Here is a 16,732-nt window from a genome sequence, read left to right on the forward strand (position 1 = left end):
ACCTGCAGCGCCACAACGCCTCTCACATGCAGGATGAAAAAGGCTCACTGAAGCCGCGCACGAGTTCCGCATAGAATTACTCGCCTGGGACTGAGCCTGGGTTCTTTCCGGTGTTGTAGAACGCGACGTTGGCGAAGGTGGAGGTTCTTGTAGAACGCCATCTTGCCTCGGCCGAACCCGATGAAGACCCAGACACTCCCAACATCGCGGAGTTCTGCAACAACGTCCGCACTGCGGCCTTGTCGTCGGGCTCGTCTCCGACCTGGACGATCACCAACGCAGGATCGGGTGCCCCCGATTCCTGGTAGTGGTTGACCATGCAGCGCATCGCCTCGTCGACCTGCGACCACCCCCAGTCGACCTGGGCGTGCAATTGCCCGATCCTGCCACGATAGTTCTCAAGACTCAGCTCCTCGACGAACGGCTCGTGCCGGCCTGAGAACACCACCGGCACGGTGCCGTCGTCGTCGAGATTGGCCGCCAGCCCCAGTATCCGTTCGGCGAACGCTTGAACGGTGAACGACTCGTACAACTCTCGCATGTCGTATCCGCGGTCGAGAACCAGATACACCGCCGCGCGCCGGCTCCCCATGCCAGCGTCCACCAGTGCTCGGCTCGCTTCACTCGTCACCGGCAGCAATCCGGGCGCGAGGTCGCTGACCTTCGCGAGCTCGGTCGGCATCCTCGACCCCGAAGCCGCACGCGTATTCGCCGCCGCAGCAGGTGGCTCGTCCGCCTCGATGTCGACGCCGTAGTCGGTGGCCAACCCGCCAAGGCCGGAGGCGTAGCCCTGGCCCACCGCGCATACCTTCCAGGCGTCGTCGTTGCGGCGGTATGCCTCGGCCACTACGACGACCGTCTCCTGGTCGGTAAAGTCTGGGGCGGTATAGTCGACACTCGGCCCAGGATTCTGAGTGAGGACCAACCTCGGCGCGCGCCCGAATACCGCTCCCGGGCTCAACGGATCGATGCAAGCGACAACCACCGTAGCGAGGTCACGAGGCACACGGGTGAAGTCAACTCTCACTGTCGTGCCGGCTACTTCGACGCCGTGGCGTGTCGGGTTATTGTAAAACACGAGGTCGCTGTCGTCGCGTACTTTCCCACCGGGGCCCAGTAGCAGCGCCGAGACATCGCTGAGCGTCTGATCCGTTGTGAGAGAGAAGGACACGTGTGCTCCGTTAAGGGCAATGTTCTCGCCCTTACGCAACGCGGTACTTGACATCAGGTTCCTCGGCCGACGTGGATGGAGACTCGACTCTAGCCTGTAGCTACACCATGGCAGGCGTCGAACCCGGCGCGTCACAAGAGAATCCGCAAGCCGGGCATGTCCAGCAAGCCGACCGGCCGGAACACAAGGCTCTGGTCGTCGACGGAGGTCGTTCTTACGTCTGTTTACCGGTCATCGGCCAATAGCGCAGTCGTGATGGATCGAGGTTGCTGATTGCCATCGAGTGGTCGCTTGCATGTCGGTGGTGGGTCTGCCGGGCGAAGCATCGGGCACGCCCGGCCACCCCTCGGACGACTAGCCAGTGGACTTGGGGTATCACATTTGCGACATGCGGCGGGCCTCCAGAATCACCTGGAGGCCGCGGATCGGACGGTATCTTCCATCGCGGTGACCCAACTCGGTGACGAGTTGTTTCGCGCGTTGACGGGTGACTCGTTTCCTGCTCGTGGTGGCTGGCTACTCAGCGAGGTCTCGGTTGTGTAGCAACAGGTTCAGGCGCATCAGCAGTTCATCGGTGGCCACGGTGTCGGGATGGTCAGTACCGAGGGTGTGTCGGCGAGCAGTGAGAGTCCGCTCGGTGAGCTCGATAGCCTCGTCGAGTCGGTCCGCTGCACGGTAGGCGTCGGCGAGGTGGTAGCAGGAGGTGAGCGTGGCGGGATGTTGGATGCCGAGGATTCGTTCGCGGTCGGACAGGGTGCGTTCCAGCAGCAGAATCGCCTCGTCGAGTCGGTCTGAAAGAAGATAGGTTCCGGCAAGACTGTGTCGGGAAGCCAGTGTGTCGGGGTGATCGTTGCCCAGGACGCGTTCACGGTCGGCGAGAGTCTGCAGATGAAGCTGCAGCGCCTCATCCACCCGGCCCGCTCGCCACACAGCGTTGGCGAAATTGTGACGAGAGAGCAGTGTTTCGGGGTGGTCGGCGCCCAAGACTCGTGCGCGGCCGATGAGGGTCCGTTGGTGCATCGGAATCGCTTCATCGACTCGGCCTGCCACTCGGTAGGCCAGAGCGAGGCTGTTGGTGGCGGCGAGGGTGCGGGGATGGTCGGGGCCGAGGATTCGTTCGCGGTCGGCGACAGTCTGCTCGAACAACGGGATTGCCACGTCGAGTCTGCCTGCTCCTAAATAGGCGAAGGCGAGGTTGTGGCGGGAGGCCAGGGTTTCCTGGTGGTCGTTTCCGAGGATCCGTTCGCGGTCGCCGAGGGTGCTTTTGAACAGCGAGATTGCTTCGTCGAATCGGCCGATGTGTCGGTAGGCATCGGCGAGGTGGTAGCGAGAAGTCAGAGTGTCGGGGTGGTCGGTCCCCAGAACCCTTTGGCGGTCGCAGAGATTTCGCCCGAACCGCGTGATTGACTCCTCGACTCGGCCGGTTACTCGATATCCGTAGGCAGCGAGCTGGCGGGCGCTGAGCGTGTCAGGGTGGTCGGGGCCCAGAATGTGCTCGTGAAAGGACAGGGCTCGATCGGCGAACGCGACTGCGCGGTGCAGGTCTGCGGCTCTGATCAGTTGGCGCGCTGTCCAGCGGCGCATCGCCAAGATCTTCGTCAACTGGTCGTGCCCGACACTGTCGGGTGGGGTGTTGCCCGAGATCGCGTCGATCTGGTCGACCAAATGTGCGCCTTCGGTGCGTCGGGCCCACGCATGGTCGGCGTGGAACAGTCGAGGTTGCAGCAGTCGCAGCGCGTGGGTGATTACGCGGTCGAAGGAGCCGTCCTCGTGGGCTCGTTCACGCAGGACGCGGGCGGTCAATCGGTGCGCCAGAACAGTGTCGTTATCGGTAGACCAGCTCAGCAGGCAGTACTGGACGCATCTGTCGATCGCATCATCGACCAACTCATCGAGGTCTGCCTCGGGATGGGTGAGCAGATCCCGAGACACTCCCGAGGGGGCGAGCACACAGAACACATCGAGTATCCAGGCCACGACATCGTCGAGTTTCTGGTCGCCGGTGGGTGTTTCGGCAGCGTCGATCGAGAGCATGATCGCCTGATGCACCGGCAGCGGATGCTCGTGACCTTCGTACTGACGCAACGCTTTGGGCAAGGTCCTGCGGTGCAACCTGTCCAAGTACCGTTGATAGTCCAAGCCGGGGTTTGTCACGATGGTGGCTGCGGCAGCGGCCAAAGCCAAGGGCAGGTCACCGAGTTCGGTCGCGACCGCGGTGGCGCCAGCGCGGTCGTCACGGCCGGTGGTGTCGATCAGGTAGGTGACCGACTCGGCGCGGGTGTAGCCGGTGCCGACGTCGACGACAGCGCTGGGGCGTCGGGTGAAAGCCCGGTTGGTGGTGGTGATCACTACCCGGGTGCGTCCGGTTGTCGGTAGTAGCGGCCATACCTGTTCGACGTCGGTGGCGTTGTCGAATACCAGTAGTCCGGATTCGTCTCGGGTGTGCAGGTGGTCACGCAGGCGGTGCGCGGAGGCGCGGGTGTCACCGTCGGCAGCGTCGACACCGATCCGGCGCGCGATCTCGGCTAATCCGGTGTGCAGGGTGTCGACCGATTCAGCGTTGATCCACCCCAGCAGACCGCGCCCGCTGTTCAGTACACGGCGGGCGTAGGCGGCGGCGATATGGGTTTTTCCTGCCCCTCGCATGCCGGTCACCACGACCGCGACTCGCTGCCCGGCCAGTCCGTTCTCGAGGGCCTTGACCTGCTCTCGGTTCACGAAACCCTCGGGTTCCTCGGGAATCTTGCCGACCACCAGCAATCCTCGCCCGCGATCCTCACCACGGCCTGTCACGGTGGCAGGATCCGAATGGTCCACGACACTGGGCTCGCCCTCGAGGATCGCAAGCGCGAGGTCGGTGCCTGGTTGCTCCGGTCGGAGAGCTTCGCGGCGCGCACTGTTCCAGCGCTGCTTCCACCGGCCGAGCACAGCCTCGGGCAACGATTTGCGTTGCCGATGGTGCAGGTACTGCACGAGATATTCGAAGCGCTCGGCACTGCGAGGTACGACTGGATCGGATTTTATCCACTCGGTGACGGTGGTGACTTTGTTGTGGTGCCTGCGGTTGGTCCTGATCCAGTCGGCGACTTCCTCAGCTGTCGGTGATCCCGCCTCGGCGAGCAGGGCGGTGAGCGCGCGGGCATACGCCGTCCGAGCGGGCCCATGGCCGGTGGGCTCAAGGTCCCCCACGATCGATTTCCTCCATGCGACTCGTACGACTCGTTGACGACTCGTACGAGTCGCCAACATCGAAAACTGCCTTCGACATGTGTTTTTGTAACCCTATCCCAGCTCGGCGACTGTACGGGGCGAACTCGATCCGGCTTGCTGATCTCGACCACGAACCCCGCCTGGGGGGCCAAGGAAGGGATACCAGCTCGATGTCTTCCATCTCGATCATCAAAGTTCTGCTGATCACGATCGCTGTTCTGCTCGGCGTCATCGTCGGCATCATCACCGGCCTGCTCGCCCACGCGCGGGGTGCCCATCACGCCGCGGCGATCCGCGACGGCGGCGTCGGCTTCGCCGGTACCACCACCCTGACCGTCCTGCTGCTCAGCAGCCTCGACACCCTGTAATCATCTCGCGCCGAACCGACCGTCCTCGGCCGCGAACCGACCCGAAATGTCCCGGAGCCACCAGCTCCGGGACACTCTCCCGTTTGGAGCCGTTCGGCTATGGTCTGGTCGTGCTGGTCGAGTCGTTGTCGGAGCGCGGTCGCGGTGGCCGTGCCGAGCGCGTCGACGGTGTGCTGGTTTAGGTGGGGCGTTGTTCGTTGAGCGGAACCGATATCCCCGGAGTCGAACTCACCAGCCAACCGCCACTAGCCGACGGCGGCGTCCACGAGGACGGAGAACACCTCCGTGTGTCGACCGGTGTCGGCCGGTAGGCGCCCCAGCGTCGTGGTCACTTGTGTGCCCCGCGTTCGTCGTCGGTGTCCTGGTATGCACTGGAGTGCCCGCCGGAAAAGGTCCCCGGCTCGGTCGAATCGCCGCTGATCCTGCGCCACCATGCCGAGTTGGTGGTAGGTGCTCGCGACGTCTTCGAACAGTCGGGCGATCCGGTGACCTCGTCGCGGCAGATATGCGACGCTTCGGCCATGACGACATCGCCGCCCGACGACGACCCTCCTACCGTGCCGGCGCAGTCGGATGTCGGCGCTGAATGGATCTACCGTCTGCGCGACCATTCGCCATCCGAGCGTGTCCGTGTCCTCGCGATCGACAGGCGGCCGCGGAGCGTTCGCATCGAGGTCGCGTTCCTGGACGGCGAAAAGACGGGGCAGCGAGAAAATGTTGCTTCGGGTCGACTCCGTGGTCTTTGGAGCTCCGTGCGGCAGTATGACGAACTCATGAGTAATTGGGGCCGTCTCGCTGCCGAGTACGACATGAGCGAGATCGAGGAGTTCGCTGTCGATACCGTGTTCGAACTGCTGATACCTGACCAGATCGCCACGTGTTGGGGGCAGCGGGTCAAAGAGGTGACAGCGGTCCATGACCGAATCGGATTCGAGAAGCTCGTTGGTACCGCGCTCGACGAAATCACAGCTGCCGTGGCGTCTTTCGAGCTCAACGGCATCCTGATGCTGTCAACGGCAGGCTCGTTGTTGGTCGCCGAATTGGCATGTCTCCAGACTCCTGCGCCCATCCTCGATTGGGTAATGGAGGCTGAGGAAAGAGCGCGAGACCTGTGCATCAGCGGACGTAGATATCAGGGCCGGCGTGGGTCGGGCGACTACGCCACAAGTCCGGAATCGGAGTACAAATGGTACGTCGAGCATGACCGGCCGCAGCACGAGCTGCTCCGTCAGTGGTGCGGCCACCGGGCTGTGACCACGTACGAACGGGTAACCGCTGCCGAGGCGGAGGTACTTCGACTCGATCGCATCGTGCGGCGGCTACTTGACCTCGCTCAAGACCATGACCACATATTGGCCGAGGTCATCGAGCGGGAACACGAGACGGAACGGATTACACCGGCCAACGTCCGGCCCGAGATCGAACGTCCGAAGCATCCGTCCGAGATGCCCGTCAGGTACATCAAGGTCCGTTCGCCGAGGTGGTGGTGAACCCGTGTCGGGTCACCAGGTCGACTAGCGGTCGGGACCGTAGAAACTCCATCCGTTGAGGTACGGCTTCAAATCATCCGCACCGGGCCTGGGAACGTCAGGCATGCCCAGCCTCTCATGGAGCGGATCCGACTGCTTTCGGTAGTTCGACGCCCATTCCAGCCAGAGGGCAGCCTGCGCTACGTCATGCTCATCGTCCAGAGAAGTGACGTGAGATTGCATCGCTGCCAAGTATTCATCGAGTTCACGCAGCGCTCGCCAACGATTGGCCTGTTCGCGCAAAATCTTCGCGCGGTAGGCGTCGGCGAATGCCGACTCGGCTGTCACCATCGCCGCTTCCCACCGACGTCGACGTTCGGCCGCGGCACGCTCGTCGGCTATCCGCTTCGCCTCGGCGTCCGCTGCCCGTAGTTCCAGCTCCAGTACCACGCCAGCCAAGTCCACTGTGCCCTCGTCGTCGTCATATGTCCACGACGATGCAAGGCATGAGATGCCGTTTGCGATCGTCAGCGTGATCCGACCGCTGGGAAGGGCGTCGTACTTTGCCATCGTATACGCGGAATCCCTTGCAGCGCACGCAAGTTCGGTCGGGGTCGCCTCGTGCGGAACCTTCTCGGTCGGTTCGACCAGTTGAACGCCGAAGGAGTGCCCACTGACCTCGACTCGCAGCACATCCGGTGGGATGTTGCGCCGTCTGTAGTCGCTACGACGGTCGTGTCCCGGCGCTGCCGAGACCTCGGCGCCCTTCGTGGTGAGCGCCGAGGCGAGCACATCCAACACTCCGAGTGCCCATACTCGGACCGATGGTGTGATCTGCATGGCCTTTTCGTCGTCCCGCAGGCGAATCGCGGCGGGATGGGACAACGTGCGACGGGCGGGCACGATGATCGGCTTCGGCCGATCCATCAGCCTGATGACGAGTTCTCGGGGTTCCTGCCCGCGCCCGGTCAGCAGAAGTTGACCCTCCGGCACCTTACCGAACCGCACGGCGGAGCGGATCAGACTGTCATAGTTGGGTCCGTCGTCTGTCCGGTGAACGACGAGGGTTCCACCGGCTTCGATGATGTCGGCGATCAGGTTGTCGACCGGGCGTGGTCGAGGCGGCTTCTTTGTGGGCTCGACGAGGCGTCTTCCTGCCGGTGAAGGATCCGCCGAAGATACACGGGTGTCCCTGATTTCATTCTCATCACCGACACGGCGATCATCGCCGCACACCTCGTTGTGCTGCACTGCTGGGTCAGCGCAGATCGGTGGGCGCCGGTCCGGTATTCCATGCTCATCCTGCCGCTGGGCCGCTCGACGCGCTCTTGCGTTGTGTTTGCTGTTCCAGTGATCGGCGGGGTACCGGCCGTAATCTTGGTAGTGGCGTCCGGCATCCGTCAGCTCGGCACGCCAGACGCCGCCCTTCGTCGACACCGTGAGCAAGCGACGCCATTCCAGAGCCTTTGCGCTGTGCTTGTAGGTGTGGCCTACCATGACCCCGCCAGGGCATCCATCGGCGACCCAGTTCAGAACGTCCAGTTGAACAGCGGAAATCGGGTCGGTATGCGCCATGCCCAAGCCTCGCACGGGGTGTGGGCTCGATGTCTGCGTTTCGGTGACAAATATCTACGAGTTGAGGCAGCTGCGCGATCTGGTGACAACTTGTCACCTATCCGTGCAGCAGCCCCACTCGGCGTTCCCGGCCCGAGCCGCGTTGCGGTGTTGGCTATGCTGTTCCGCCATGGGGGGTTCATCGGATCTACCTGATGGTGGTTTCATCGAATCGCTCTACGGCACAAGCATTGTCGGTATCGAGGTGGGTATGGGGCGTAGTGTCGAGGTAAAGGAATCTGTCAAGCGTCAGCTCTGGCGCTTGGCGAACGGTATGTGTCATCGGTGTCGACGCGAGCTCGACACTGGCGTTGCGGGGGCGGTACCCACAGCGGAGACTGCGCATATCCATGCACTCTCGGATTCGGGTCCACGCGCTGATCCTGGGATGTCTACGGAAGAACGGAATTCCGTAGAGAACCTGTTGCTGCTGTGCCCCAGCTGTCACGACACTGTGGACAAGACCAAGGTCGGCGCCGAGGAGTTGCGCACAAAGAAGGCGGCGCACGAGCATTGGTGTGCAGTGCTGCGAAAGGCTGGCCGATCCTGGAATATGCGCTATAGCAGCGTTGACTACGTCAATCTACCGCGCATCAGTATGCAGACAGACGGACTCGGTCTACATCGGATCGCGAATGAGGTGGGGCTGGATCCGACGCGCCCTTTCAAAGGGCAGGGCTTCGCTGTGGGCATGTTCGTGCACCGCATCCAACCGATCTTCGAGAACTGGAATGAGCAGGCCGTACGGCTCGATATCGAGCATGCCGATGTGCTGACGCAGGGTCTGACGGTGGCCTTCGGCGGCCCCATGCACGTGGTGAACCTGCCGAAGCTTCCGCCGCGGCCGATCACCGGTTCGTGGGCACGGGATCCATACCTCACCTGCGCGCTCGGCGACCGAGTGGTGAAGATCCGATTCGACCCCGAGTGGCTGACCACCGCGACGGCCACGACCGATCTGGATGCGGCTCAGCGCGAACCGATTGAGTACGCGGGACTGGGTGTGGTTGTCGGCGTTTCGGAGACCGAGATCAAGGTATCCGCGAGGCTTTTCGGGCAGCCAAAGAGTCCGATTCGCGGCATGTTTGAGTATGCGCGCCTGGGCGGCCAGCATGAGCTGGATCTGGCGGACTTCGCCGACGAGCTGTCAGGATCCACGGCGAATGATGTTGCGGCGCAGCTGCAACCCATCCCAATGACCCGACATAGGGTGGTATTGCATTTCGATGAGGATCGGGTCGTGCCCATGCAAATCGAGAAGGAGGTATTTCGAAGGCTGCTTCGCGTCGTCCCGGAGTATCGTCGCGAGCTGACTGTCACGGCAGCTTTTTCTCTAACCGCTATGGCGCTGCAGCAGACGCGTTTGTCCCCAGCCAAGATCGCCTTGGAGGCCTTCGATGGGGCCAGCTTGTGGAAAGCCATGTCCGTTCCCGCTTTCGACAACATGATTCGCCAGTACAACGTCGCTGCCGTGGTTATTTCTGGGCTCACTATTCCTCAGGGGCAAGACCTACATGATCTGTTCCGACGCGATGTCGAGTGGTACCTGGGAGCCCTTGAGTACGTGGCGGATAAGCCGATTCATCGGAGGCTGTATGAGTTCCCGACCAGTTACAAGATCCTGGAGACAGACCTTCACATCCTCTACAGCGCGGCGGATTCCGCGTTCAGCGACGACGAATTGCCGGACGACCTGATCGACGATTGGACGCATACCGGGCTGTTCAGAACCGTCGAATGGGAAGAGGATCTGGAACGCAGCGAACGCGATGAGGCGGAGGCGCGTCAAATCCTGGAGATGTACACCGACTACGGTGCCGAACACACCGCACCCAATGACGAGCCGATGGAAGGGCCCGGTGAGCCTCTGACTCTATGGTGACAGGCATGATCACGACTGGCACAACGACTTTCGTGAACAGATCCACGGCTTCTACGGCACTGACTCGGCCCGTTGGTTCCGTCAGGTGCCACGAACATTCGACGTACTCGGCAGCATCACATTGATCACCGACGCTCCAGTAATCTTGTTGTGGTCTGGTGTAGGCGGCTGCAGCTTTGTGCCCCAGGGACGTTCACGGCGAAGAAGCCGACCGCGACGGATTCGCTGAGCCGGTCGTTGCTGCCGACCCCGTGGCGCGCGAAGTGTCGTTATGCGCGATGATGCTCTTGTGACGCACCGGCTGCTGCAGACATTGCGCCGCCTGTTCGGACGGCGCGTACGGGCTCGCGCTGGGCGTCCAACATCCATCGTCGAGCGAGCCTCGTAAGGAGCCTTGTGAGCACCCTCGGTAGCTTCATCTGGTCGATCGCCGACCAACTTCGGGGTCCCTACCGCCCCAATCAGTACGGCAACGTGATCCTCCCGCTCACGATCTTGCGCCGCCTCGACTGCATCCTTGAGCCCGATCGGGAGACGGTGCGCGAGCTGGCGGCAAAGTACGACAACCCCAACCGGCTCAAGATGGAGGTCAAGAAGGCCACTGGGCGGCCGTTCTACAACACTTCGAACTACTCGTTCGACAACCTCCTCAAAGACGCCGACGGGCTGGCGGACAACCTGGCCGACTACATCGACCGGTTCTCGCCGGATGTCGACGTGTTCGAGTACTTCGACTTCAAGAAGGAGATCCTCGCCCTGGAGAAGGCGGAGCTCCTGCGCGAGGTCATCACGTCCTTCAAGGCCGTCGACCTGCATCCGGACGTCGTCTCCAACGCCGACATGGGCGATGCGTTCGAGTACATCATCCGTAAGTTCAACGAGGCCGCGAACGAGACCTCCGGCGACCACTACACCCCGCGGGACGCGATCCGGCTGCTCGTCGACCTGCTCTTCGCCGAGAAGGACGCCGACCTGACCGAGGCCGACATCGTCCGCGCGCTGTACGACCCCACCGCGGGCACCGGCGGCATGCTCGCCCTGGCCGACGAGCACCTCCTCGCGCACAACCCCGATGCGAAGCTGAGCCTGTACGGCCAGGAGTACAACCCGCAGTCGTACGCCATCTGCAAGTCCGACCTGCTGGCCAAGGGTCATGACGCGACCAACATCGCCTTCGGAAACACCCTGACCGACGACGCGTTCAAGGGCCGCCAGTTCGACTTCTGCATGTCCAACCCGCCGTACGGCGTCGACTGGAAGCAATACGCCAAAGCGGTCACGAAAGAGCGCGACGAAGCGGGCCCCTATGGCCGGTTCGCCCCCGGTCTCCCGGCGACCTCGGATGGGCAGATGCTCTTCCTGCTCCATCTGGTTCACAAGATGCGCGCCCGCGAGGACGGCGGCGGCCGGGTCGGCATCGTGATGAACGGCTCGCCGCTCTTCAACGGCGCCGCCGAGTCCGGCCCCTCCAACATCCGCAAGTGGCTGCTGGAGAACGACCTGGTCGAGGCCATCGTCGCGCTGCCGACCAACATGTTCTTCAACACCGGTATCGCCACCTACATCTGGATCCTCGACAACAGCAAGCACCCCGACCGCACGGGCCTGGTCCAGCTCATCGACGGCACCTCGTTCTGGACCAAGATGCGCAAGAGCCTCGGGTCGAAGAACCGTGAGCTTAGCGAGGCGGACCGGACCCAGGTGGTGAAGTTGTACGCCGACTTCCTCGATGCCGACCCCGACTACTCCAAGGTGCTGCGCAACGACGAGTTCGGCTACTGGACCATCACCGTCGAGCGCCCGCTGCTCGACGAGGGCGGCAACCCTGTGGTCGACCGCAAGGGCAGGCCCAAGCCGGATGCCAAGAAGCGTGACACCGAGAACGTCCCGTTCACCTACGGCGGCTCGACCGCTGGCCCGGCCGGCAACGTCGAGGTCATCAACGCCTACTTCGACGCCGAGGTGAAGCCGCACGTTCCCGACGCCTGGATCGACTGGGCCAAGGTCAAAATCGGCTACGAGATCCCCTTCACCCGCCACTTCTACAAGTACGTTCCACCCCGCCCCCTTGCCGAAATTGATGCCGACCTGGAGAAGCAGGTCGCCAAGATCCTCGGCCTCTTGAACGAGGTGGCGAAGTGACGCCTACCGCCACTGTTCCCAGGCACTGGGAGAGCGGCAACATTCGTCGATTCGCCCGGATGAAGAGCGGTCACACGCCGAGCCGCTCGGTGCCGGCCTATTGGGAGAACACCGATATCCCGTGGTTCACGCTCGCTGACGTATGGCAGTTGCGTGACGGCAAGCAGATCTACCTTGGCGACACCGCGAACAAGATTAATGAGCTGGGCCTCGCCAACTCCGCTGCAGAGTTACTCCCCGCTGGTACGGTGCTCCTGTCGCGGACAGCCTCCGTGGGTTTCTCCGGCATCATGCCGAGGCCCATGGCGACCAGTCAGGACTTCTGGAACTGGGTGTGCGGGCCCGAGTTGCTCCCCGAGTACCTGAACTATCAGTTCAAGTCGATGACCGCAGAGTTCAAGTCGCTCAACATGGGCTCGACTCATCAGACGATCTACCAGAAGGATGCCGCGACGCTTCAGATCGTGGTGCCACCGCTGGACGAGCAGCGCGCCATCGCCAACTACCTCGACCGAGAGACCGCCCGCATCGACACGCTCATCGAGGAGCAGCAGCGCCTGATCGAGTTGCTCCGCGAGCGCCGAGCATCGGAGATCGCCTCGGAATTTGCCGAGGCTGCCACGACTCCCCTTCGGCAGGTGATCGAGTATGCGCAGACAGGGCCTTTCGGGACGCAACTGACGGCTGACGAATATGTCGACTGCGGCGTTCCTGTGATCAATCCGACCCACATTCGGCGAGGACTCATCGTGCCGGATGAATCAATAACCGTGACGCCGGAGAAAGCGCAAGACCTCGCACGGTACAGGCTTGCCGTGGGCGATATCGTGCTTGGACGAAAGGGTGAGGTCGATAAATCGGCGCTCGTGGACAAACGAAGCGCGGGTTATGTGTGCGGGTCTGACGCGATGGCCTTGCGCCCGGCCGCAGGGACGGTGCCGGACTATTTGTGGTGGTTTCTCCAGTCGACAGAAGCCCACAGTCAACTTGAGTTCTGGTCGGTCGGGGCGACGGTGAGCGGACTTAACCAGACAACGATCCGAAAGGTTCGCCTACCTCTCCCGGACGAACAAGAGCAGCGACGAATCGTCAGCCGTCTCTACGAGAAGACTGCGAAGATCGACGCGCTAATTGCCGAGACAGTGCTGTTCATCGAACTTTCCAAGGAGCGGCGGTCGGCGTTGATCACGGCGGCGGTTACGGGGCAGATCGACGTACGGGAGAAGGTGTGATTGCCGACCACAACGAGGTCGTCTTCGAGTCCGAGATCTGTGCGTACATGGCCGACCACGGGTGGCTCTACTCGGCGAACGACACCGGCTACGACCGAGAACGGGCGCTCTTCCCCGAGGACCTGTTCGCCTGGCTGAAGGAGAGCCAGCAGGCGGCGTACGAGAAGGCTTGGAAGGCCTCGGGGTCGGAGGCGAAGTTCCTCGACGTGCTGGTCGCGGCGCTCGACAAGCCTCTCGAACACGGCGGCGGAACGCTGAACATCCTGCGCAACGGGGTGCAATACATCGGCGGTGGACGGTTGAAGATGGCGCAGTTCCGCCCCGAGACCAGCCTGAACGCGACCACCACCGAGCAGTACGCGGCGATGCGGGTGCGGGTGATGCGGCAGGTGCACTTCTCCACCGCTGACCAACGGAGCATCGATCTGGTTTTCTTCGTCAACGGGCTCCCGGTCGCCACCGTCGAGTTGAAGACCGACTTCACCCAGTCTCTCGATGAGGCGATCAACCAGTACCGCAAGAAACGGCATCCTGTGACCAACGGGCGGCCGGAGCCGCTGTTGTCGTTCGGGCACCGGGCGGTGGTGCACTTCGCGGTATCTAACGACCTGGCCGCGATGACTACCCGGCTTGAGGGTGAGAAGACACACTTCCTGCCGTTCGACATGGGTCACGACGGTGGCGCGGGGAACCCGCCGGGTGAGGGCGGGCGGTCGGCTACGGCGTACCTGTGGGAGCGGGTCTGGGAGAAGGACGCCTGGCTCAACATCATCGGCCGGCTGATGATCGTGGAGACCAAGCAGGAGTGGGATGTCGCAACCGGGACGTCGGTGCGGCGTACGAGCATGCTCTTCCCTCGGTTCCACCAGTGGGAGGCCGTGACGAACATCGTGGCCGCAGTGAGTGTGGAAGGGGTGGGGCATCGCTACCTGATCGAGCACTCGGCAGGGTCGGGTAAGACGAACACCATCGCCTGGACCGCGCATCGGCTGGCGCGGCTGCACGTGAACGACGAGAAGGTCTTCGACTCGGTGATCGTGGTCGTGGACCGCACCGTGCTCGACGGGCAGCTCCAGGAGGCGATCCGGCAGATCGACGGGTCGGGAAAGATCGTGGCCACGATCAGCCCGGAGGATGTCCGCAAGGCGGGGGCGAAGTCGAAATCCGGGCTGCTGGCGACCACTTTGAAGAACGGTGAGCTGATCATCGCGGTGACGGTGCAGACCTTCCCGTTCGCCCTCGACGAGATCCGGGGCGACTCGTCGCTGAAGGGGCGGCGGTTCGCGGTGATTGCCGACGAGGCGCACTCCTCGCAGTCCGGCCAAATCTCCTCCAAGCTCAAGGCGGTACTGACCGCGGAGGAAGTGAAGGAGATCGAGGAGGGCGGCGATGTCGACGTCGAGGCGATGCTGGCCTCGGAGATGACCGAGCGAGCCGATTCGCCGAACATCTCCTACTTCGCGTTCACCGCGACGCCGAAGAACAAGACACTGGAGCTCTTCGGCCGCAAGGGCCCTGACGGGAAACCGGTCGAGTTCCACCTCTACTCGATGCGCCAAGCGATCGAGGAGGGCTACATCCTCGACGTGCTCAAGGGCTACCAGACCTACGACACCGCACTGAAGATCGCAGGCAAGGCCGAGGCCGGCGACGGTGGCGAGGTGGAGGAGGCCGCGGCGCGTAAGGGGCTGATGCGGTGGGTGACACTGCACCCGACCAACATCAGTCAGAAGGTGCAGATCGTCGTCGAGCACTTCCACGCCAACGTCGCCCACCTGCTGGAGGGCAAGGCGAAGGCGATGGTCGTGACCGACTCGCGCAAGGCGGCGGTGAAGTACAAGAAGGCGATCGACGCCTACATCGCCAAGCGGGCCGCCCTGGACGCCTCCTACAACTACCGCACCCTGGTCGCCTTCTCCGGCTCGGTGACTATGGCCGAGGACGAGAAGTGGGCTTCGGACTGGGGGCCGCAGCCGAGCAAGGACGACGAGTTCACCGAAGCCAACCTCAACCCCGGCGCCGGCTCGGACCTGGCTGCCGCCTTCAAGGGCGCGACCTACAAGATCATGCTGGTCGCCAACAAGTTCCAGACCGGGTTCGATCAACCGATGCTCTCGGCGATGTACGTCGACAAGAAGCTCTCCGGGGTCACTGCCGTGCAGACGCTGTCCCGGCTCAACCGCACCCATCGCACTGCCAGTGGGGAGCAGAAGCGCAAGACGTTCGTCATCGACTTCGTCAACAAGCCCGAGGACATCCGGGCGGCGTTCGAGCCGTACTTCACCAATGCCACCCTGGAGACCGAGACCGACCCGTACGTCGTCGTCCACCTCGCCACCAAGCTCGCCCAGGCCGGGATCTACACGCCAGAGGAAGTGCGCGAGGTCGCCGAACTGTGGGTCACCCGCAAGGGCAATAACGCGCTCTCGGCCGCGATCAGCCCGGCCAAGAGCGATTTCGCCCGCCGCTACGCGGCGGCGATCGAGGCCGACGACAAGGTCACCCTCAACACCCTCGACCTGTTCCGCAAGGACGTCTCCACCTACGTGCGGCTCTACGACTTCATGAGCCAGATCGTCGACTACGGCGACCCGTACATGGAGATGTTGTCGATCTTCCTGCGCCTGTTGGAGAAGGTCATCGCGGATTCCTCCTGGGCCGCGGAGGTCGACCTCTCCGACGTGGTCCTGGTCGGGGTCAAGCACACCAAGGGGACCGCGGTCGACATCTCGCTGACCGGTGACGGCGAGCTCAAGGGCATCAGCGCCGCAGGCACCGGCACCCGGAAGGAGCCGAAGTACGTCGCGCTACAGGTCGTCATCGACAAGATGAACGACCTCTTCGGTGCCGAGTCGTTCACCGCGTCACAGGTCCGTGAGTTCGTGCAAGGACTGGTGCAGCGGCTGCTCGCCTACCCGGACCTGGTCAACCAGACCAAGGTGAACTCGAAGAAGCAGTTCATGGAGTCCCAGGACTTCCAGGCGGCGGTCACTGAGGCGGTCCTCGACAACCAGGACGCCCACAACACCATGGCCGACTACTTCTTCAGCGACGGCCCTGGCATCAGCGCTGTAATCATGGCGCTCGCGGACGCCTTCTACGAGGCAGCGATCGATCAGCAGACGGACGTATGAGCAGCACGGGCCCGGAAGGGACCATGCGGCATCGGTTGAGCAGCTACAACGACCGCAACACCACCGTCGTCGGCGAAGGTGGTTCGACGGCTCTCCGCCACGGAGGAAGGCTTGATCTGCTGAGCGGCGACGGTGCAGCGTTTCCATGTCTCACGACTATTGAACACACGCAACGTGATTGAGCCGTTCGGACCTCCCACGAGGAGATCATCGCAGCTGGGAAGTGAGCCGCCCCCAATGAATGCGACCGATCGGTCGCATTCATTGGGGGCGGCCCATCCGGCCTCCACGATATGAGGGGAAACGCATTGTGGAATCCGCCGATGATATTGCAGGCGGGGGTGAGACGAGCCCGGACGGTAGACCTGTCCGGGCTCGTTTCCTCACAAGTGGTTACCGGTCGGCTGTTCGGCGACGTGGCGCAGGTATTCGCGGAGCAGTTCGGCCAGCCGATGGTCGAGTTCGGAAGATGTCAACCTTTGTGGGGCGGGTTGTTCAGTGGTTCATTGA

The 16,732-nt window shown here is 62.9% G+C and carries 10 protein-coding genes and 1 pseudogene; 8 read left to right on the forward strand and 3 right to left on the reverse strand.

The window, feature by feature from the left end; translation table 11 throughout:
- Positions 1-76 precede the first annotated feature (76 nt).
- Positions 77-1,225: a TerD family protein gene (locus tag APZ21_RS03795; RefSeq protein WP_204249030.1), complete on the reverse strand. Its 1,149-nt coding sequence runs from the start codon at positions 1,223-1,225 to the stop codon at positions 77-79.
- Positions 1,226-1,687: 462 nt separating this feature from the next.
- The gene (gene fxsT, locus APZ21_RS03800; protein WP_054811811.1) at positions 1,688-4,360 is read right to left on the reverse strand and encodes an FxSxx-COOH system tetratricopeptide repeat protein; all 2,673 of its coding nucleotides are present in this window, start codon (positions 4,358-4,360) and stop codon (positions 1,688-1,690) included.
- Between the two features lie 191 nt (positions 4,361-4,551).
- On the opposite strand from fxsT, the gene APZ21_RS03805 reads away from it, so the two are divergent.
- Entirely contained in the window at positions 4,552-4,749 is a 198-nt protein-coding gene (locus APZ21_RS03805; RefSeq protein ID WP_054811812.1) for a hypothetical protein, read from the forward strand.
- 356 nt (positions 4,750-5,105) lie between these two features.
- Positions 5,106-6,239: a hypothetical protein gene (locus tag APZ21_RS03810; RefSeq protein ID WP_054811813.1), complete on the forward strand. Its 1,134-nt coding sequence runs from the start codon at positions 5,106-5,108 to the stop codon at positions 6,237-6,239.
- 24 nt (positions 6,240-6,263) lie between these two features.
- Here APZ21_RS03810 and APZ21_RS03815 read toward each other — a convergent pair whose 3' ends face one another.
- Positions 6,264-7,793, reverse strand: a complete 1,530-nt coding sequence (locus tag APZ21_RS03815) for a hypothetical protein (RefSeq protein WP_156370635.1) — start codon at positions 7,791-7,793, stop codon at positions 6,264-6,266.
- Between the two features lie 313 nt (positions 7,794-8,106).
- Here APZ21_RS03815 and APZ21_RS36240 point away from each other — a divergent pair.
- From APZ21_RS36240 to APZ21_RS34965, 6 genes and pseudogenes are all read left to right on the forward strand, one after another.
- Positions 8,107-8,280 (forward strand): annotated as a pseudogene (locus APZ21_RS36240) (HNH endonuclease); the annotation flags it as partial.
- A gap of 6 nt (positions 8,281-8,286) precedes the next feature.
- Positions 8,287-9,714 carry a hypothetical protein gene (locus APZ21_RS03820; RefSeq protein WP_156370637.1) on the forward strand — a complete coding sequence of 476 codons (1,428 nt, stop codon included), beginning with the start codon at positions 8,287-8,289 and terminating at the stop codon, positions 9,712-9,714.
- A 396-nt stretch (positions 9,715-10,110) separates the two neighbouring features.
- A complete protein-coding gene (locus APZ21_RS03825; protein WP_054811816.1) occupies positions 10,111-11,856 on the forward strand; it encodes a type I restriction-modification system subunit M in 1,746 nt (581 codons plus the stop codon).
- Positions 11,853-13,088 (forward strand): restriction endonuclease subunit S, encoded by a 1,236-nt coding sequence (locus APZ21_RS03830; RefSeq protein ID WP_156370639.1) that lies wholly within the window; start codon positions 11,853-11,855, stop codon positions 13,086-13,088. The genes APZ21_RS03825 and APZ21_RS03830 overlap by 4 nt, the downstream gene beginning before the upstream one ends.
- Positions 13,088-16,222 carry a type I restriction endonuclease subunit R gene (locus tag APZ21_RS03835; protein WP_054811818.1) on the forward strand — a complete coding sequence of 1,045 codons (3,135 nt, stop codon included), beginning with the start codon at positions 13,088-13,090 and terminating at the stop codon, positions 16,220-16,222. Before APZ21_RS03830 ends, APZ21_RS03835 begins: the two co-directional genes overlap by 1 nt.
- Before the next feature lie 323 nt (positions 16,223-16,545).
- Positions 16,546-16,732, forward strand: a 187-nt coding sequence (locus APZ21_RS34965; RefSeq protein ID WP_204249031.1) for a hypothetical protein, incomplete at its 3' end; no start/stop codon positions are given.

This window comes from Nocardia arizonensis, from assembly GCF_001310275.1.
In the GTDB taxonomy this organism is placed as follows: Bacteria; Actinomycetota; Actinomycetes; order Mycobacteriales; family Mycobacteriaceae; genus Nocardia; species Nocardia arizonensis.

Excerpts from the sequence above, each read along its gene's own strand:
- APZ21_RS03795 (WP_204249030.1), bottom strand. The coding sequence starts at position 1,225 with ATGTCAAGTACCGCGTTGCGTAAGGGCGAGAACATTGCCCTTAACGGA.
- APZ21_RS03805 (WP_054811812.1), top strand. The coding sequence starts at position 4,552 with ATGTCTTCCATCTCGATCATCAAAGTTCTGCTGATCACGATCGCTGTT.
- APZ21_RS03815 (WP_156370635.1), bottom strand. The coding sequence starts at position 7,793 with ATGGCGCATACCGACCCGATTTCCGCTGTTCAACTGGACGTTCTGAAC.